Origin of the sequence: Streptomyces sp. NPDC047117 (genome assembly GCF_040643545.1) — a bacterium.
In the GTDB taxonomy this organism is placed as follows: Bacteria; Actinomycetota; Actinomycetes; order Streptomycetales; family Streptomycetaceae; genus Streptomyces.
Window position 1 is genome coordinate 621,470 of record NZ_JBEYUN010000002.1, and the last position, 19,601, is coordinate 641,070.

Annotated in this window: 12 protein-coding genes; 5 read left to right on the top strand and 7 right to left on the bottom strand. The window is 73.0% G+C overall.

The genetic code is table 11. The annotated features are described in order from the left end of the window. The first annotated feature begins 68 nt into the window (after nt 1-68). On the top strand, nt 69-1,022 hold the full coding sequence (locus tag ABZ840_RS05865) for a YDG/SRA domain-containing protein (RefSeq protein ID WP_361553835.1): 954 nt from the start codon (nt 69-71) through the stop codon (nt 1,020-1,022). Nucleotides 1,023-1,033: 11 nt separating this feature from the next. Here the strand turns inward: ABZ840_RS05865 and ABZ840_RS05870 are convergent, their stop codons facing one another. The 4 genes from ABZ840_RS05870 to ABZ840_RS05885 all read right to left on the bottom strand — a co-directional run bounded on the left by ABZ840_RS05870 (nt 1,034) and on the right by ABZ840_RS05885 (nt 7,155). Beyond that, on the bottom strand, nt 1,034-2,278 hold the full coding sequence (locus ABZ840_RS05870) for a PrsW family intramembrane metalloprotease (protein WP_361553838.1): 1,245 nt from the start codon (nt 2,276-2,278) through the stop codon (nt 1,034-1,036). 212 nt (nt 2,279-2,490) lie between these two features. Continuing rightward, the gene (gene trmB / locus ABZ840_RS05875; RefSeq protein WP_361553841.1) at nt 2,491-3,432 is read right to left on the bottom strand and encodes a tRNA (guanosine(46)-N7)-methyltransferase TrmB; all 942 of its coding nucleotides are present in this window, start codon (nt 3,430-3,432) and stop codon (nt 2,491-2,493) included. Nucleotides 3,433-3,708: 276 nt separating this feature from the next. Next, nucleotides 3,709-5,148, bottom strand: coding sequence for an L-2-hydroxyglutarate oxidase (gene lhgO, locus ABZ840_RS05880; RefSeq protein WP_361553844.1), 1,440 nt, complete (start codon nt 5,146-5,148; stop codon nt 3,709-3,711). A 423-nt stretch (nt 5,149-5,571) separates the two neighbouring features. Next, nucleotides 5,572-7,155, bottom strand: coding sequence for an MFS transporter (locus ABZ840_RS05885; protein WP_361553847.1), 1,584 nt, complete (start codon nt 7,153-7,155; stop codon nt 5,572-5,574). A gap of 697 nt (nt 7,156-7,852) precedes the next feature. On the opposite strand from ABZ840_RS05885, the gene ABZ840_RS05890 reads away from it, so the two are divergent. After that, the gene (locus ABZ840_RS05890; RefSeq protein ID WP_361553850.1) at nt 7,853-9,943 is read left to right on the top strand and encodes an asparagine synthase-related protein; all 2,091 of its coding nucleotides are present in this window, start codon (nt 7,853-7,855) and stop codon (nt 9,941-9,943) included. Nucleotides 9,944-10,041: 98 nt separating this feature from the next. Here the strand turns inward: ABZ840_RS05890 and ABZ840_RS05895 are convergent, their stop codons facing one another. Both ABZ840_RS05895 and ABZ840_RS05900 read right to left on the bottom strand, forming a co-directional pair. Then, the gene (locus tag ABZ840_RS05895; RefSeq protein WP_361553853.1) at nt 10,042-11,931 is read right to left on the bottom strand and encodes a sigma-70 family RNA polymerase sigma factor; all 1,890 of its coding nucleotides are present in this window, start codon (nt 11,929-11,931) and stop codon (nt 10,042-10,044) included. 255 nt (nt 11,932-12,186) lie between these two features. After that, nucleotides 12,187-12,999, bottom strand: coding sequence for a helix-turn-helix domain-containing protein (locus ABZ840_RS05900; protein WP_361553856.1), 813 nt, complete (start codon nt 12,997-12,999; stop codon nt 12,187-12,189). Between the two features lie 443 nt (nt 13,000-13,442). Between ABZ840_RS05900 and ABZ840_RS05905 the strand changes: the two genes are divergently transcribed. Both ABZ840_RS05905 and ABZ840_RS05910 read left to right on the top strand, forming a co-directional pair. Beyond that, nucleotides 13,443-14,798, top strand: coding sequence for an NAD(P)/FAD-dependent oxidoreductase (locus ABZ840_RS05905; RefSeq protein ID WP_361553859.1), 1,356 nt, complete (start codon nt 13,443-13,445; stop codon nt 14,796-14,798). 430 nt (nt 14,799-15,228) lie between these two features. Next, complete coding sequence (locus tag ABZ840_RS05910) at nt 15,229-17,121, top strand: SpoIIE family protein phosphatase (protein WP_361553862.1); 1,893 nt, start codon at nt 15,229-15,231, stop codon at nt 17,119-17,121. 159 nt (nt 17,122-17,280) lie between these two features. Here the strand turns inward: ABZ840_RS05910 and ABZ840_RS05915 are convergent, their stop codons facing one another. Then, a complete protein-coding gene (locus tag ABZ840_RS05915) occupies nt 17,281-18,567 on the bottom strand; it encodes an MFS transporter (RefSeq protein WP_361553865.1) in 1,287 nt (428 codons plus the stop codon). A gap of 256 nt (nt 18,568-18,823) precedes the next feature. Here ABZ840_RS05915 and ABZ840_RS05920 point away from each other — a divergent pair, with 256 nt between their 5' ends. Further along, complete coding sequence (locus tag ABZ840_RS05920) at nt 18,824-19,384, top strand: MarR family transcriptional regulator (protein WP_361553868.1); 561 nt, start codon at nt 18,824-18,826, stop codon at nt 19,382-19,384. Nucleotides 19,385-19,601: the final 217 nt, after the last annotated feature.

The following is a 19,601-nucleotide window of genomic DNA, read 5'->3' on the forward strand; positions in this document are numbered from 1 at the left end:
TGGGTGATGACCGTCACTTCGGAATGAAGGTCGGTCGAAAATGATCAGAAGGTTGCCACGATAGGTCGATGGCGAATGAAACCTTCGTGGGGCATGTAGACGGCGTGCTTCCGGGCGACCGTTTCGAGGACAGGGAAGCCGTTAAGGCTGCCAACCTGCACTCTGACAACCAGGCTGGCATCTCCACCAGCAAGGACACAGACGGTTGCTGGGTGGCGAACGCGATCGCCCTCAATGGTGGCTACGAGGACGACGAAGACCATGGGGACTGGGTCCGCTACACCGGCGCGGGCGGACGAGACCAGTCCAGGAAAAACCAGGTTGCCGACCAGGACTGGGATCACCGCACCAATGCGGCTCTGAAGCGTAGCTACGACCGTGGTTACCCCGTACGCATCATTCGCGGACACAAGGCTAAGACGAAGTACTCGCCGAAATCGGGTTACTCCTACGACGGCCTCTATGCCATCACCGACCTCCGCATGGTCAGTGGGAAGTCAGGGTGGCAGATCTGCCAGTTTGACCTGCATCGCCTGGCGGACGTTCGGGAAGAGCTGACCGACGTCGAGCGGAAGGTGGAGGCTGCACTCGCTGACTTCACCGACCAAGAGAAGTTCCCCGAAACGCGGATCACAACGGTGCAGCGCATCGTGCGCGATAGCTCCGTCGTGAGGCGGGTGAAGGAACTGTACGGGCATCAATGTCAGGTGTGCGGCACTCGCCTGGTGGGGGGCGACGGCCAGGGCTACAGCGAAGGCGCTCATATTCGTCCGCTCGGAAAGCTGCACCGTGGGCCCGACATAGAGCAGAACGTGCTCTGCCTATGCGCTAACTGTCACGTACGACTCGACAAGGGTGCTCTCTACATCGCTGACGACTGGCGCGTTATCGATCGAGCCGCAGCTGCCGTGCAACCGCACGAGGAATTTCCTGAACTCAATCGATCGCCAAGGCACAACATCGGGACGGACTACATCCAGTACCACCGGGAGTGGTGGGACAAGCAGCTCTCGACTTCCTGACGCCACGGTCGTCATTGCGACGAGCGCTGGTGATGCGCGTGGGTCAGGGCGGGGTGGGCGAGGGGTTTGGTTTGCCAGAGGTGGTGGAGTAGGGCGCGTTCGCGGGTGTGGAAGTCGGGGGTGGGGCCGGTGCGGTGGGCGCGGCGGCGGAGGAAGGCGAGGGACGTGGCCAGGGCCGCGTACTCGGTGACGGCGCGGGCCGCGGCGGGCCCGTGGGTGCGGCGGGCGATCGTACGGGCGAGGGCGCGCGTCCTGAGTGAGGAGAGGGTGAGCGGGTCGGTCGGGGTGAGCCAGCCGGCGGCCGCGTACGGGGGGAGGTAGGTGCGCAGGGAGCGCAGTTCCTCGCGGCGCGACCAGACGGAGAGGCAGGAGACGGCCGCGAAGACCGGGACCATGAAGAGCCCGTAGACGGCCAGGAAGCCGAAGCTGCCGAGGGAGGACGCGCTGTTCCATATGGAGTGGAGCAGGATCGCCGTCGTCAGCCCCAGGGCGGGCAGCGCCAGGCGCAGCGGGCGGTGGTGGGGGAAGCGGGTCGCGGCGATGCCGAAGGCGAGGCCGGTGAGGACCGTGAAGAGCGGGTGCGCGAACGGCGACATGATGACGCGTACGAAGAAGGTGCCCGCGGTGAGGGAGTCGGCGAGCCCGGCCAGTGAGTGCAGGCTGAGGGAGCCGAGGGAAAGGTCGCGGCCGACGGCGTTGCCGAGGTAGAGGACGTTCTCGGTGAAGGCGAAGCCGGTGGCCGTGAGGCCGGCGATGACGATGCCGTCCGTGATGCCGTCGACGTGCCGGCGGCGGAAGACGAAGAGGAGCAGGATGGCGGCGGCCTTCGCCGACTCCTCGACGACGGGCGCCACCACCGTACTGCTCCAGGTCTCCGCGTCGGTGGGGGAGACGCTGGCGATGTTCGTACTGAGCCACTGGGTCGCGAAGCCGTTGGCGACGATCGCGACGAGGGTCGCGGCACAGGCCCCCCAGGAGAAGGCGAACGCGAGGTTGCGCCAGGGCTCCGGCTCCACGCGGTCGAGCCAGCGGAAGACCGTGACCAGTACCGGGACGGGGAAGACGGCGAGCGCGAAACCGACCAGGAACCCTTCGGTGCCGGTCTGCCGGCGGACCATGCTCAGGATGGCTATGCCGGACAGGGTCAGCAGGGCTATGAGGGTGATGAGGGACAGGGCGCGGAACAGCGCTCTGCGGGACGCCGGGGAGGCGGAGCCGCGGGTGCCGGGCGGTGCGCCGTCGGGAGCCGGAGGCATGGTCGGAGGCCCGCTCGGTGGTCCGTACGAGGGACCCGAGGGGCGGTCCGGTGACGGCTGCGACGGGTGCACTCTTCGACAGTAACCACCAGGTGGCGGCGGCGCGCGCAGTCGTCCACCGGGGCCGATTGGTGGGGGTGGAAGGGGCGGATACGGGCCAGATGCGCGTCCGAGTAGGGGGGCAGCCGCGAGCCGCCGCGGCGCCGGCCGCGTCAGTCGGCGCGGCGGCGGAAGAGGAGGTCGTGGACGACGTGTCCCTTGTCCAGGCCCTGGCCCTCGAACTTGGTGAGGGGGCGGAAGTCCGGGCGGGGCGCGTAGCCGTCGTGGCAGTTCTCCAGCGTCGGCTCGGCGCTCAGCACCTCCAGCATCTGCTCGGCGTACGGCTCCCAGTCGGTCGCGCAGTGCACGATCGCGCCGGGCGCGAGCCGCGTCGTGACCAGGGAGAGGAACTCCGGCTGGATCAGACGGCGCTTGTGGTGGCGCTTTTTGGGCCACGGGTCCGGGAAGTACACGCGCAGACCGGCCAAGGAGGCGGGGGCGAGCATCTCGCGGAGCAGGATGATCGCGTCACCGTTGGCCACCCGGATGTTGGAGAGGCCGTTGCGCTCGGCGAGGGCGAGGAGGTTGCCCTGACCTGGGGTGTGGACATCGCAGGCGAGGATGCCGGTGTCCGGGTCGGCGGCGGCCATCTGGGCCGTCGCCTCGCCCATGCCGAAGCCGATTTCGAGGACGACGGGAAGGCCGTCGAACAGCTCGTCGAGGTCGATCCGGGAGAGGCCGTCGATGTCCAGACCCCACTGGGGCCACCGGCGGCGGATCGCGTCCGCCTGGCTGGGGGAGACGCGGCTGCGGCGCGGCTGGAACGAGCGGATGCGCCGCTCGTGATGCGAGCCCGCCGGGTCGGCGGCCGGGCCCGTGCCGTGGGGGAACATCGGCTCGCGCCCGCCGGGCCGGGGGGCGGCGTCGCCGTCGGCGTGAGGCGCCTGGGCGGACGGAGCCTGGGCTGCGGCCCGGGTTGCCGTCTCCGTGGCTGCCTCCGGCGGGACGGAGACGTCGCCCACGTGCTGCTCCACGTGCTGCTCGGGGGCGGTCCCCGCAGCCCGTCCGGATACGGAGGGGGCGGGCTCGGCTGGGGTGGCGGGGTTCTCGGACACAGTGGGTCGATTCTACGGGCGGGTGAGCGGGGGCGGCCGGGCGCCGGCTGCCTCCGGTGGGGCCGCCGGTCGCCGGTGCGGGCGGGCCGGGCCGGATGCCCCCGGTGGGGCCGCCGGTCGCCGGTGCGGGCGGGCCGGGCCGGATGCCCTCGGTGGGGCCTCCGGGCGCCGGAGGCCGTCAGGCCGCGTGCCCGCACCGCCCCAGACTGCGGCCCGCACCGCCCCCAGTCACATCCCCCTCAGTCACATCCCCCCCAGTCACATCCCCCAGTCACCTCACCCCAGCAACCGCACCGCCCGTTCCGCTATCTCGCGGCCGATGGGGAGGGAGGCCGTGGCCGCGGGGGACGGAGCGTTGAGGACGTGGATGGTGTGCGGGCCCTCGGTGATGAGGAAGTCGTCGACGAGGGTGCCGTCGGGGAGGACGGCCTGGGCGCGGACGCCGGCCGGGGCCGGGGTGAGGTCCTCGGGCGTGACGGCCGGGAGCAGGCGGCGGACCGCGTCCGTGAAGGCGCGCTTGGAGAGGGAGCGGTGCAGCTCACCCGTGCCGTACCGCCAGTGGCGGCGGGCTATCTGCCAGGCGCCCGGGTACGCCAGCGTGCCCGCCAGCTCGCCGGGCCGGACCGTACGCCAGTCGTACCCCTCGCGCGCCAGCGCGGGCACGGCGTTCGGCCCGACGTGCACGTCACCGTGGATGCCGCGGGTCAGATGGACGCCGAGGAAGGGGAAGGCCGGGTCGGGCACGGGGTAGACCAGGCCGCGTACGAGGGAGTCGCGTGCGGGCGAGAGGGAGTAGTACTCGCCGCGGAACGGGACGATGCGCATCCCGGGGGCGTCGCCGGCCAGCCGGGCGACGCGGTCGCACTGCAGCCCCGCGCAGTTCACCAGCGCCCGGGCGCGGACGACCCGGCCGCCGGCCGTACGGACCGCGACGCGTCCGGCGCGGCGGCCGATCGTCCGTACGTCGGCGCCGTACTCGATGCGCGCGCCGGCCTCCGTCGCGAGGCTGCCCAGGCGGGCGGCGACGGCGCCGAAGTCCGCGATGCCGGTCGTGCCCACGTGAATGGCGGCGAGGCCGCGCACCTCGGGCTCGTACTCCAGGATCTGCGCGGGGCCCAGCTCGCGGACGGGCAGGCCGTGCTCCCGGCCGCGCTGGATGAGGGAGTGCAGGCGGGGCAGCTCGGCGCGGTCGGTGGCGACGATCAGCTTGCCGGTGATCTCGTGCGGGATGTCGTGCTCGGCGCAGAACTTGGTCATCTCGGCCGAGCCCTCCAGCGCGAAGCGCGCCTTGAGGGAGCCGGGCGGGTAGTAGATGCCGCTGTGGATCACGCCGCTGTTGCGGCCCGTCTGGTGGCGGGCGGGGCCGGGCTCCTTCTCCAGGACGACGACGCGGGTGCCGGGCGCGGCGCGGGTGATCGCGTACGCCGTCGAGAGGCCGACGATGCCGGCGCCGATGATCACGACGTCGCAGTCGGAGCGGCGGGCCGGGCCGGCGGTCCGGGGCCGGGCCGCCCGGGTGGTCGGGTGGGTCGGGCCGGTCAGCGCGCTCGCGGATTCGGGAGTGGCCCGGGGAGCGGAGGGGGCGCCTGCGGGGCGCGCGACGGACCGTCCCGCGCCGGCAGGCTCCTTCGCGCCTGCCTCCGCACGCCGCGCGGCTTCCGCGGACCCCTCGGGCGCCTCTCCCTCGGGCCGCCCCTCCGCCTGCTCGAACGCCATCGCGGCAGCACCTCCCCATCACGAGCAACGTCACGTCACGACCGACATACCCATCATGACGGGGGGCACTGACATCCGATCGGCACCGGCTTCGTCACCCGTACGGCGGACAGCGCGGTGACCAGTGCCGGCGCGCCGGGAGCGGCCGCGGAACGGGCCGCAAAAGCCACCGAAAGAGCGGATCACGAACCGGTCAGGGGCGGACAGCAGCCCGCCCACGGCGTAGGACCGGCACGTACGGCACCTGGCGGGGCCGCGCACGCCCTGGCCCCGAGCGCACGCCCCGAGCCCGAGCGCACACTCCGAGTCCGAGCGCACCGCGGACCGAGCGCGCCCCGGCCCGGCCGCCCGCCCCGAAGCCGCCGCCCATCGCGTACCGGCCGACGCCCGCCCCAGGGACCGGAAAGACCGGACCCCCGGGCCCTACACCGGCGCCACCAGCAGCGGCCGGGCCCGTTCGCGCAGCTCCACCACGCGTGGCTCGTCGCCGTACGGCTCCAGTCGGTGCAGCAGGTCGCGGACGTACTCGGTCGTGCGGGCCGAGGAGATCCGCCCTGCCACCTCGACCGCGCGGGTGCCCGCCGCGCAGGCCGCGTCGAGGTTGCCCGATTCCAGCTCGGCCACCGCCGACACCACCAGCCGCAGGCCGTGCGAGCGCACGAATTCCTCGGTGGGGCGGGACAGGGCCTGTTCCGTGAAGCGCCGTACCTGGCGCGGAAGTCTCAGGTCGCGGTAGCACTCGGCGGCGTCGGCGGCGAAGCGCTCGTACGAGTAGAAGTCCAGCCAGGACGGGTCCGGGTCGCCCTCACGCGACCGTTCGAGCCAGCCCTCGGACGCCTTCAGCGCGACCTCGCAGGCGCGGCCCTCGCCGGCCTTCGCCTGGGCCCGCGCCTCGACCAGCCGGAAGAAGCTCATCGTGCGGGCCGTGGCCAGTCCGCGGTTGCGTTCCAGCGCGGCCTGCGCGAGGTCGACGCCCTCGTCGGCGAAGCCGCGGTAGGTCGCCTGCAGCGACATGGACGCCAGGACGTAGCCCCCCAGGGGCACGTCGGCGGCGGCGCGTGCCAGGCGCAGCGCCTGGATGTAGTACCGCTGCGCCGCCTCTTGCTGGCCCGTGTCGAACGCCATCCAGCCGGCCAGCCGGGTCAGTTCGGCGGTGGCCCCGAACAGCGCGCGCCCCACCTCGTCGCTGTACGAAGCAAGGAGTAACGGCGCCGCGTCCACCCGGAGGCACTCGGGCACCATCGAGGAGCGCCAGTCGCCGCCGCCGTACTTGGAGTCCCAGCGGCGGGCGTCCTCGGCGGCCTCGCGCAGCTTGGAGACGTCGCTGTGGCCGACGTGCTGGGGCAGCGGGTCGCCGCCGGGTGCCGGGTCCTTGGAGTCTTCCTTGCCGGCGGCTCTGTCCCGTGCGGAGACGCCCACGACGCCCGGAGTGCCGACGGCCGCGACGGCCGGCCCCGAGGGGCCGCCACCGGGTCCGGTGTCCGCCTCCGTGTCGTGCGGGCCGCCGCGTCCGGTGTCCGCTTCGGGGACGCCGCGCGCCACCGAGCTGTCGGCGGGGGATATGAGCCAGCGGGAGGCGGGTGTGGCGTATGCGCTGACGGCGAAGGAACCGGCCAGGCTCTGCCAGATGCCGCCGCCGCCCGCGCGCCGCCCGGCCAGATCCAGCCGGTACAGCTCCGTCGCGGACCGTACGGCGGCGTTCACGTCCCGGGGAAAGGCCAGGCCCACTTCGGGCGCGGGGTCGGCGTCGGCCAGCCCGATCTCGTGCAGCGGCACCGGACGGCCTAGCTTGCTGCCGATCGCAGCCGCAATCAGATGCGGCGCCGCACCCTGCGGGACCATGCCTTTCGACACCCACCGGGCGACGGATGTCTTGTCGTACCGAAGCGTCAGCCCGCGCTGTGCACCGAGGTCGTTGACCCGACGGGCGAGCCCGGCGTTACTGATCCCCGCGAGGGCGAGAACGGTGCCGAGTTTTTCGTTCGGCCCGCGAGTATCCCTGGACATGCGCACCCCTCGACCAAGCGACGGCCACCCCGTACTCCCCGGGGCATGCGTCCACTTAGAGTAGTTCGCTGAATCCCGACCGTTAAGGGCCGGTGTCCCGGATGGCGAGATTCATGTCCGGAGGGGAGGACGGACCTGGGCATGTGCTCCGGGTACGTGTTGCCGTGCGCCCGTCCGTGCGCGCTGGCCGGTCCGTGGCGGGCACGTTTCCATGGAACCTGCGTGGGTCGGCCCGCTGCACTGGATCCAGTGGGCTGGGGGACACCGCCACCTCATTCCCCGCGGGTGGCGGTCCGGTCCGGGGGGTGAGTCCCACCTCCCGGACTGTCGCGATCACTTACGCAACGGAGGGAAACCGGACCGCCGGGCGGACCGTTCGGTCCGCGGTACGGAGCACGCCTCCGGCCGGCCGCCCCTGAATGCGCCGGAACTGCGCCGAGAGCGCTCCCCTCCGCAACGTATCGGTACGGAACGGACTTTGGCTGAATACCGCCACCCGGTGGTTTCTCGCCGCGGGCGTCGCAAGGGCTTTCGGAGTGCCGGGACGGCACGGATACACGCCACCCCCGTGCCGCCTCCGAGCCGCTCCTGTCGTGGCAGAGTGGTCCGCACAACAGCTGTGCCATGCGCCGTACGGGGCGGCCGAGCGCCCCCGTGACCGGTGTGCGGAGCGACGGGGAGACGGCGGGGAGGCCGGATGCGCTGGTTGGTGGGGTGGAGCAGTACCGCCACGGGCCCGGACCTCACCGATGACAGCCGAGCGGTGCTCCCCGTGGGCGCCCAACTCCTGTGGGGCGACCCCGATCCCCTGTGGGCGGTGGGCGATTGGCGCCCCGATGAGGTGCGCGTCGTGCAGGCCGACCCCGAGACCAGGATCGCGGTCTTCGGGGTGTGCGGCGCGACCGACGACCAGTTGCGGGTGGGCCTGCTGGCCGCGCGCGGCGGCGCGCTGCGCCATCTCACGGCCTGGCCCGGCAGTTACACCGCCGTCGCGCAGGTCGGCCGGCGGCTGACCGTCACCGGCGATCTGGCCGGCGCCCGCCCGGTCTTCCACACCCGGTGGGCCGGCGGCACGGCCTACGCGACCGCCGCACTGCCGCTCGCCGACCTGGTCGAGGCGAGCCTCGACGTCGGGCACCTCGCGGCGCTGCTGGCCTGTCCGGACGCGCCCGAGGCGCTCGGCCACGGGACGCCGTACGCGGGGGTGCGGCGCGTCCCGCCCGGTCATTCCCTCGTACTGCGCGGCGGCTCCAGCGAGATCACCTCGTACGAGCAGACCCACTCGCTCGCCGTCTCCGCGCCCCAACTCGCTCCCGAACAGGCCGTGGACGGCGTCCGTGAGGCGCTGGTGGAGGCCGTACGCGCGCGTCTGGCGGCCCCGCGGCACGCGCCCGACCCCCGGGGCGGTCCGGGCTCTCCCGGCGGCCTGGACCCCGGCCCGGTGCCCGGCATGGGCCCCGCCGACCGGCGAGCCGCGCGCGGGGCACCGGCGCCCGGCGTCGGCGCCGACCTCTCCGGCGGCAGCGCCTCGGGCACGCTCGCACTGCTCGCGGCCGGCCTGCCGGGGCAGCCGGGCCGGCTCAACGGGCAGGGCGAGCGGCTGCTGGCGGTGACCTTCAACGACCGGGCCACCAAAGGCGGCAGGGCGTACCACGAGGCCGAGCTGGAACGCGCCCGCACCCTCGCGGACAACCCGCGGCTGCACCACGTGGTGGTCGCGGCGGGCGAGGAGGCGCTGCCGTACGCCGACCTCGGGGCGGGCCCGCTCACCGACGAGCCGGGGCCCTCGATGGTCGCCGCCGAACGGCACCGCAGGCGGCTGCTCTCCGGGAGCGCCGACCACTTCGTGGGGCACGGCGCGCGGCAGGTACTGGACGCCCACCCGGCGCGCCTGGCGGACCTTTTGCTGGACCGGCGCCGGCGGCACCTGCTGCGGCCCGTCACGGCGCTGGCGAAGGCCGACGGCGCTGCGGCGCACTCGGTGTTCATACCGTTCACCGTCTACCGGGCCGCGCGGCGGCTCGCCCGTACGCCCTACGGGGCGGGGGTCTCCGAGGCCGCCGGGCGGCTGCTGGGCCGGGAGTTCGCCGACGAGCCGGTGGCGGGCAGTGCCGTGGACGCCTCGCTGGCTGCCCTCACGTGGTGCCGGCCCGGCCCTGCCGCGCGCTGGCTCACGGGCGAGGCGCTCGCTGAAGTATCGGTTCGGCTGAGCGACGCGGCGCTCCGCTCACCCGCCGTCGGGCGCCCCGGCGAGCGCAGGGCGCGCGCCGCGCTCACCCGGCACGCCGCCGACCACCGGGTCTTCGAGCAGGCCGCCGAGGTACGCAACCAGCGCCTGCACGCGCCCTTTCTGGACAACCAGGTGGTACTGGCCTGCCGCGCGCTCCCGGACACGCTCCGGGTGCAACCGGGGGCACGCGCCTCGGTGTTGCGCGCGGTGCTCTCCGGGGCGGGCATCCGCGACCTGCCCCCGGGGTGGGGCGCCACCTCGCACGTGACGCACGCGGCGGCGGTCCGGGCCGGGCTGCGCGCCGCCCTGGACGACCTCATCCGGCTCTTCGACGCCCCTCTGCTCGCCGACGCCGGGCTCGTGGAGGCCCGCGTCGTGCGCAAGGCGCTGCGGGCCGCGGCCGACGGCGTACCGCTGCCGCTGGACGGCCTGGCGGAGCTGGTCTCCACGGAGCTGTGGCTGCGCCGCCTGCTCGCCCGGCGGGGCACCTGCTGGACCGGCGCGGCGGCCCCCAGGCAGCGCGCCGTGTCGAGCGGCGTCGAGCGGCTGGCGCTCTGAGCCGCGCGTGCCATACGGGCCGCACGGGCGCCCCGCGCTGCCACCGGGGCGTCCGCACGTCAGCCCCGGCGGACGGCCGGTGGACGGTCAGCGTGCGATCACCGGCAGCTGATCTGTGACTGTGCCCAGTCGCTGAACGCCAGGGTGTCGGCGGGCTTCTGCGGCTCGGCGACCAGCCGGAGGGTCGTACGGCCGCTCAGCGGTACGTGCACCGGTACGGCCGCGTCACCGCCGTGCACCACGCCCGAGCTCCACTGTCGCACCCCGTCCGCGTACACCGAGAAGCGCACGGCGCCGCGCCCGAGGCCCAGGTCGTCCACGCCCGCGTAGGCGTCGAACGCCGTGCACTCGCGGTTGAGGTCGATCGTCACCGAAGAAGGCGCGTGGGTCGTCACTCCGTGCGCGTAGTGCTTGCCGCCGATGCTGACGCCGCTCTGGCGCTTCCACAGGAAGCTGCTCTCCGTGGTGCGCACCTCCGGCTTGCTGTCGTCCCCCGTGAAGTCCCAGTCCAGGGTGTTGACCGGGTACGGCGCCGCCGGGGGCGGAGGCGTGGGCTTCGGCGCCGGCTTCGGGGGCGGCGTGGGCTTCGGCTTCGGAGGCGGCGTCGGCTCGGGCTTCGGGGCCGGCTTCGGCGGCTCGGGCGTGGGCGTCGGCTTCGGCTTCGGCTTCGGCTTCGGAGGCGCGGGCTTCGGCGGCGCGGGCTCCGGAGCGGGCGGCTCGGGCTTCGGGGTGGGCTTCGGCTCCGGCTTCTGCGGCGCCGGGCTCGACGGGGCGGGCGGGGGCGGCTCGGCGTGCGTCTTCGGCGGGTCCTGGAGACCCGCCAGCGCCATGGCCACCCCGGCGGCGGCGACCGTCAGCCCGGCCCCGATGCCGACCTTCGCGGGCGTCCCGAGCCCCTCGGCGGCCGCTCCCGCGCCCGCGGAGTGCCCCGAGCCACCGGCGGCCGCCGCCGCGCCGGTACCGGCCGCAGCGCCCGCTCCGGCGGCTCCGACGACCCCGGCCGCCGCCTTGACCGCGTACCCGGCGGCGAACCAGCCGATGACCGCGACCGGCAGCACCGCACCGATCCGCTGATTGACGTCCGCGACCTCGTGCGCCGCCAGCCGGCAGCGCGCGCACTCCTCCAGATGCTTGCGGAGCCCGCGCTCGGCCCGCACCCGCAGGCCGCCACGGGCGTACGCGCCCAGCCGGTCCGCGTACCGCGCGCAGTCGCCGCCGGACGTCAGCGACGCGCTCACATGCGCCTGGAGGTACGCCTGCTTGAGGCCCTCACGGGCCCGGTGCGCCAGTACGGCGGTGGCATTGGCGGACAGCCCCAGGAGCGGCGCGACCTCGCTCGGCGACTCCTTCTCGACGGTCGTGTGCCACAGCACCGTCTGATAGCGCTCGGGCAGGCTGCGGAACGCCCGTACGGCCATGGAACGCTCCGCCTCGTGCATGGCACGCACGTCCGCCCCGAGGTCGAGCGTGTCGTCGTCCATCGAGGCGCCGGCCGCCGAGGACGCGAAGACCGCGAAGTCCTCGACCAGGTGCTCGCGCTTGGCCGTCCTGACCCAGTCGGCGGCCGCGCGGCGCACGGTGGTGAGCAGGTACGCGCGGACCGCGGTCTTCGGGCCGGCACCCCGGCGCACCGCCTGCAGCGTGCGCGCGAACACCTCGCCCGTCAGGTCCTCGGCGGTGTGCGCGTCCCGGCAGCAGGTGCGGGCATAGCGGCGTACGGCGTCGGCGTGCCGGCGGTACAGCTCCTCGTAGGCGCTGTCGTCACCGGCCCGCATACGGGAGACCAGCTCGGTGTCGGACGGCGGCGCCCCGGGCTCGGTGCCGGGCGGTGCCTGGTCGGCCGCGCCGGCCGCGTCGGCGCCCGGTATGCGCTGCTGCGGAACGGTCTCCGGCCGGCTCGCCTGCGGGCCGGCGCCATGGCCGGAGCCGGCGACGTCGCCCGCGCCGACGCCGCGGTCGTCGCGCTCGTCGCGCCCCTCAAATGTCATTGCCGAGGCCCCCGGAACTACGCCACCAGTCTGACCATCGCGCAAGACTGCCACAAGGATGGCTGAAGCCTTACGGGGGTGTGACGCAATCACTCGTCCGGGGCCACTTGCCGCGCAGCAGCTCTAGCAGTCACCCGCACGGGGCATGATCTCCGTTTCGAAGGGGGCGTTCCCTGTTTCGAGGGACGCCATGACGGCCCGTGACACGACAGTGGCCGGGGCAAAAGCCCCGGCCACGCCGTACGAACCGTTCGCTCAGGCCACCGGCCGCGAGCGCAGGCCCTCCAGCAGGATCTCCAGGAGCCGCGCCGAGGCGGCCTGCTGCTGCGCCGCGTCCGGGAGCGAAGGCGCGCCCGTCGCGATCACCAGCAGCACGTCGGAGACCGTCACGTCCGCGCGCAGCTCCCCGGCTTCGCGCGCCCGCTCCACGAGCTGCCCGACGACGTCCAGGAGGGCCTGTGCGCCCCCGCTGTCGGCCGCGGACAACTCCGGCCCCTGCCCGTTGGAGTGCGGCTGCGCCGGCTCGTCGTCCGGCGACGTGCGCTGGGCGACGATGCGCAGCTCACCGGGCGCCACCGGGGGCTCCGGTGCGGTCCGCTGCTGCGGCACCCGCGCCTCCGCGAGCCCGTCGGCCCCGTCCACGCCGCTGCCGACCCGCAGGATGCTCGGCGGCAGCAGCCGGCCGGCGCCGGACGCCACGGACGTGCGCAGGAAGCGCGAGAGGGCCGACCACGGGTCGTCCTCCTGCCCGAGCGCGGTGCGCGCCTGGTCGGTCAGCCGTGCGGTCTCCTCCTCCGCTATGCGGCGGACCAGCACGTCCTTGCTCGGGAAGCGGCGGTAGACCGTGCCCACCCCGACCCGGGCCCGGCGTGCCACGTCCTCCATGGGCGCGCCGTATCCCAGCTCGCCGAAGACTTCACGGGCAGCTCGCAGAACATGTTCCAGGTTGCGCTGTGCGTCCACCCGGAGCGGTGTGGTCCGGCCGGGCACGCCTGCCTCGCTCACGCCGCCGGTCCGGTCGCCGGCGGACGCCACCGCCGCCGGCCAATGAGAACTCTGCATGTGCATAGATGATCCCCCGGTAATGACGTCTCCCCCCGGAGACTCCCCGCCCTGACTGCCGGGGCTGCCAGCTTCCGGCTCCACCCCGACGAAGTACGAACATAGTTGAGCGCAGGTCAAGAATGAAGGGGGCAGTTCCGTACAGTCCGCCCCTCGAACGGAGTACGGGCCCGATCCGCCCCGTTTCCGTACACTCCCGCCATCTCGTACCCCCGCCTGACCTGCGGACCTCATTCCACACCGGCGGAAGCGGGGGTTCCAACGGGGGGCCCGGCCGACCGTCCGTATTTCGCCTTCCCTGTGGACAAAGAGGCGGCGGGGGTGCGTCATGGAGAAATGCTGTGTCCCGGAGCGGGTACACGGCTATTTGATCGTGGCTCCGCCGGGGCCGGACCGACGCCCCCGGACGCACCCCACGGGCCACGGGCGACGTCGCGAGGAGATCCTCTGTGAAGCACCCGGCGCGCATTCTCGTAGTCGGCGGCGGCTACGTCGGCATGTACACCGCCCTCCGCCTGCAGCGGAAGCTGCGCAAGGAACTGCAGGGCGGCACGGTCGAGATCGTGGTGGTCGACCCCGACCCGTACATGACCTACCAGCCGTTCCTGCCCGAAGCGGCGGCCGGCTCCATCTCGCCGCGGCACGTCGTCGTCCCCCTGCGCCGCGTCCTGGACCGGTGTCATGTCGTCATCGGCGAGGTGACGGGCATCGACCACGCCAAGCGCACGGCCACGATGAAGACGCTGGCCACGGAGGAGGAGGGCACCGGCGGGGTCGAGATGCAGTACGACGAGCTGGTGCTCGCGCCCGGCTCGATCTCGCGCACGCTCCCCGTCCCCGGATTGGCCGATTTCGGTATCGGCTTCAAGACCGTCGAGGAAGCCATCGGGCTGCGCAACCACGTACTGGAGCAACTCGACATCGCTTCCTCCACCCGCGACCCCGCCGTCCGGGACGCCGCGCTCACGTTCGTCTTCGTGGGCGGCGGCTACGCGGGCGTGGAGGCGCTCGCCGAGCTGGAGGACATGGCCCGGTACGCGGTGCGGTACTACCACAACGTCCGGCCCGAGGACATGAAGTGGCTGCTGGTCGAGGCGACCGGCCGCATCCTGCCCGAGGTGGGCGCGGAGATGGGCGAGTACGCCGTACGGGAGCTGCGCGGCCGCAACATCGATGTGCGGCTGAACACGCGCTTGGAGTCGTGCGAGAACCGCGTCGCCGTCCTGGACGACGGCGCGCGCTTCCCCACCCGCACCCTCGTGTGGACGGCGGGCGTCAAGCCGCATCCCATCCTCGCCGCGACCGGCCTGCCGCTCACCGAACGCGGCCGTCTGAAGTGCACCGCTGCGCTTCGTGTGGAGGGCGTCGAGCACGCCTGGGGAGCCGGCGACGCCGCCGCCGTACCGGACGTCACCGCCGACACGCCCGGCACGGAGTGCGCGCCCAACGCCCAGCACGCCGTGCGCCAGGCCAAGCAGCTCGCGGAGAACATCGCAGCGGCCATACGTGACGAGCCCGTTGAGGACTACGCCCACAAGTACGTCGGCTCGGTCGCCTCCCTGGGGCTGCACAAGGGCGTGGCCCACGTGTACGGGCGGAAGCTGAAGGGCTATCCGGCGTGGTTCATGCACCGCGCCTACCACCTCAGCCGCGTCCCGACCTTGAACCGCAAGGCCCGCGTGCTCGCCGAATGGTCGCTCGCCGCGTTCTTCAAACGCGAGATCGTCTCGCTCGGGTCGCTGGAGAACCCCAGGGCGGAGTTCGAACTCGCTGCGGGCACGGGGCGGCCCGACGAGGGGAGTTGACGCCGCGCGGGGCGCGGGGTTGACGTCCCTCCGGGGTGGGGCGCCCGCCGCGGCGCGGCGCCCTCCGTACGGTGTGCGGCACCGCGCATGTGGTGCCGACCGCGGCATACCCCTGGACCATATGCCGTCGTCGGTCATACGTTCACCGTTGCGTTCAGTCGAACGGGCGGTGCTCTACCAGGCCAGGAACTCCACCCGCCACTCCGGCGTCTGACGGATGTCAGTCCGGTCGGTCACACTGGACGTGTGACCATGGGTGGGCTCGTATTTGCAAAGAGTGACAAGCGCGAGGAATTGGGACGTTTGCTGCATCACGCCAGAGGGCGCTCGGCGCGCCTCCGCCCGACCTTCCGCCGGCCAACGGCCGGGAGGCACTTCCCGGCCGCCGGACCGGCTCGGCGCCGCGTCGCGATCTAAGAGGTACACCTCCGTGAACTTCACTCGCTGGAGCGCCCGCTTCCCCGGTACGCAGCGCCGTGCCGCGCGGGCAGACCGCGGTGCGGCGCCGGACGCGTCGTCACCCAAGCCGTCCCGGAGAACCCCTCCCTCGACCGGGCAGCCCACCGGGCCCTCCGGCGCCGCCACCCCGCCCGCCGACGCCGCGGACCGGGCCGAGGCCGACCCGACGACCCCCACCAGGAGCACCGCGACGGACACGGCGGACACCGCGGGCACCCCGCCGGAGGCCGCCGGCGGCTCGGTCCCCGCCGCCCACGCCGGGCGCCCCGAAGGGCACGCCCCCGCCGGGTCCGGTACGCAGCCGCCCACCGTCGACGCGCTCTCCGCACACGAGATCCTCGGCACCATCCCCGCCCTCGTGGCCGTCGTCTACGGCCCCGAGCACCGCATCGCGTACGTCAACGGCGCGTACGCCAAGGTCTTCGGCGACCGCCCCCCGGGACTGACCGCCCGCGAAGCCCTCCCCGAGCTCGACGAGCTGGGCCTGCTGCCGCTGATGGACCAGGTACTGCGCAGCCGCAAGCCCCGTACGGTCAAGGCCCGCAAGGTCCCCGGCGGCGCCGGCTCCGACCTCAGCCGCGACGGCTACTACACGTTCACCTGCACCCCCATCGAGGTCGCCGCCGCCAGCACCCCGGCCCCCGACCCGGAGATCGCCTGCGTCGCGCCGCACAAGGGCGTCCTCGTCTTCGCCGCCGACGTCACCGACCAGGTCGAGGCCGCCGAGCGGCTGCGCGCCGCGGAACGCCGCCAGCGCGAGGCCGCCGTCACCCTCCAGCGCTCCCTGCTCCCGCAGGAACTGGAGCAGCCCGACGACCTCCGGGTCGCCGCGATCTACCACCCCGGCGGCACCGACGCCGCGGTCGGCGGCGACTGGTACGACGTGATCACCCTCGGCGCCGGCCGTACCGCGCTGGTCATCGGCGACGTCATGGGCCGCGGGGTGCGCGCCGCCGCCGTCATGGGCCAGCTCCGTACGGCCGTCCGCGCCTACGCCCGGCTCGACCTCCCGCCGCACGAGGTCCTCCAGCTCCTGGACGGCCTCGCCGCGGAGATCGACGCCAGCCAGATCGCCACCTGCGTGTACGCGGTGCACGACCCCAACGAAGGACGCCTGGTCTACGCCTCGGCCGGGCACCTGCCGATCCTCGTACGCGACCGGGACGGCACGGTCCACCGCGCCGGGGAGCCGACCGGCCCGCCCCTCGGCACGGGCGGCTGGCTGCACTCCTCCGGCAGCCTCCCGCTGAACCCCGGCTCCACGGCCGTCCTCTATACGGACGGTCTGGTCGAACGCCGCGACAAGGACATCGACGAGGGCGTCGCCGCCCTGGAGAACGCCGTCGCCGGCGCGACCGGCGCCCCCGACATCATCTGCGACCGCCTGCTGCGCTCGCTGGGCATCACCAACGACCACGACGACGATGTCGCGGTCCTCGTCCTCCAGCACCCGGACCGCACGGGCCCCGAGGCCGAGCTCTTCCACAACGCCGCGCTGGAGCTGCACGGCGGCACGGAGGCGGCGCCGCGCGCCCGTGCCTTCGCCTCCGGCGTGCTCGCCTCCTGGCGCTTCTCACCGGAGCTGCACGACCTCGGCGTGCTGGCCGCGAGCGAGCTGGTCGCCAACTCCCTCCAGCACGGCACGCCGCCCATGCGGCTCCGGCTGCGGCGTACGGACCGCCGGCTGATCGTCGAGGTCACCGACGGCGACGACCACCTGCCGCGCCGCCGCCGCGCCGAGCCGGTGGACGAGGCGGGCCGCGGCATCTCGATCATCGCCACCATCGCCTCGAACTGGGGCTCGCGGCGTACCCCCGGGGGCGGTAAAGCGGTGTGGTGCGAGTTCGCCCTGCCGAGTGAGTAGCGCGCCGGCACGACGACGCGGCGCGTGATCAGGACACAGCGGCGCACGACAGGGCACAGCAGTGCACGACAGGACACGTAAGAAACACGACCGGACGCATAACAAAGGGGCCGGGTCCGTACAGAAGTACGGACCCGGCCCCTTCCGGACGGGCGCGTCCTACGCGACGCAGGCCACCTCGTCCCTGACCGGCACCTCGACCGGCGTGGCCGTGGCACGCGGGTTGTCCTGCGCGGGGGTGAGCAGCCGGCCCAGCCGCAGAGCCAGCGCCGAGATCCCGAGCGCGCACAGGATCAGCATCACGATGTACGCGGCCGACGCGCCGTGACCGACCAGCAGCGCGCCCACGGCCGGGCCGACCGCCAGCGCCAGCTGCTTCACCAGGGCGAAGACCGAGTTGTACTGACCGATGAGCCGGCTCGGCGCCAGGTCCGCCACCAGCGGCGACACCGTCGGCGACAGCAGCGACTCGCCCACACCGAACAGCATGTACGTGGAGATCAGCAGCCCCGTGGCCACCGCCTGCGCACCATGCACCAGGCCGGACAGCCCCGCGGCGACCCATGCCACGGTCCAGATGAGCCCGACCACCGCGATGACCCGGCTGCGGCGGCGCCGCTCGACCAGCTTCAGGACGACGAACTGCGCCATCACGATGGCCGCGGTGTTGGCCGCCAGCGCGATGCCCAGCGTCGACGGCTGGATGCGGGTGACCTCGGTGGCGTACGCGGCGAGACCCGACTCGAACTGCCCGTAGCAGGCGAAGAACAGCACGAACCCGAGCAGGCAGAGCCACATCATCCGGCGGTCGGCGAGCAGCGCGCGCCAGGAGCCCCCGGCCCGCGCCTCGACCGGGACCTCGCCCTCGACCTTCGGCGCCTTGGGCAGCCGTACGGTCGCCACGGCGGCACCGAGCACGAGGAACATCACGGCCTCGATGGCGAAGAGCCGCACGAAGCTCGCCGGGTCGCTCTCGTCGACGAGCATGCCGCCGATCAGACCGCCGATGCCCAGGCCCAGGTTGTTGAGGAAGAACTGGGTGGCGAAGGCGCGCGACCGGGTCACGGTCGTCGAGCACCACACGATCATCGTCGCCAGCGCCGGCTGGATGACCGCGATGCCCGCGCCGAGCGCCACGGTCGAGGCGATCACCATCGGCTCGTTGTCGGACAGCCCGAGACCGAGCGCGCCGAGCGCGGCGGCGAACGTACCCACCACGGCCACCGGCAGCGGACCCCGCCGGTCGATGGCACGACCGGTGAAGGGCAGCACGACGAGCGCGGCGACGGCGAGCATGGCGAGCACGACGCCCGCCGTACTCGCACCAAGATCACGCACCTTCGCCACGTAGACGTACAGATACGGGACCGTAAAGCCGTTGCCGAACGCGCTCAGTGCGTTGCCCAGCTGGATCCGGCGCAGCGCGGCGCCCATTGCGGTGGTCACACTCACCTACCTAGGTCGAGAAGGTCGTCAGATACGGATGTGTGCAGGGCGGGGTAAGGCGCACGCGGGATTCGGTCCCCCGGACAGGCTCAGGTGCCCCCCAGCACTGGCGGACTTCAGAGGAAGAGGAGAGCCGCAACGTGTTCGGTCCGTCCCGGACAGTCACAAGCTGAAGACTTCAACTCTAAAGTTCGAAGCTAAAGAGTACATGACCAAGGACTTCAACGCCAATGACTTCCGTGCCATACTGCGCCGCATGTCAGAGCCCTCAGAAGCGGTCCAGAGCCCGGCAGAGCCGAGCCTCGAGGAACAGATCGCGGCCTACCAGCGCGAGTTCCAGGACCTCGACCCGCAGGTGGAGAAGGTCGTCTCCGCGCTGCAGCGCCTCAACCGCCGGATGAACGTCGCCTACGGCCGGCAGACCGCCACGCTGGGGATCAGCAATGCCGAGTGGGAGGTACTGAAGGCCCTCGTGGTCTCCGGTGCCCCGTACCGCCTGGGCCCGGGCGAGCTCGCCAAGCGGCTCGGCCTGACGCCGGCCGCGATGACGCACCGCATCGACCGCATGGCGAACGAGGGACTCGTCAACCGGGAGCGCGACGAGAACAATCGCGTACGGGTGATCGTCGAGCTCACCGACGAGGGCCGGGGGAAGTGGCTGGAGGCCATGCGCCTCGCCTCGGTATTCGAGGAGGACCTCCTCCAGGACCTCGATTCCCGCGAGCGGGGTCTTCTGGGCGACGTACTCACCCGGCTGCTGCGCCGCGTCGAGGACGCCCAGCCGGACGCGGACGGCCGCCTCACCGACCTCGACTGAACACCCCTGTCACGGCCGCTTCGGACGGCCCGGACCCCGGTTGACACGGCCTACCCCGGTCCGTAGTGTTCTCCGAGTTGCCACACAGCCGTAACGGTTTTGCGGCAGCCACTCACGCCGCACATGCGGCAACCCACTACTGCACGACCTTCCCTCGGGAACAATTTCGGCATGCCGAAATTCGAACCGGCCGGCTCGATTATGAACCGGCAGCGGA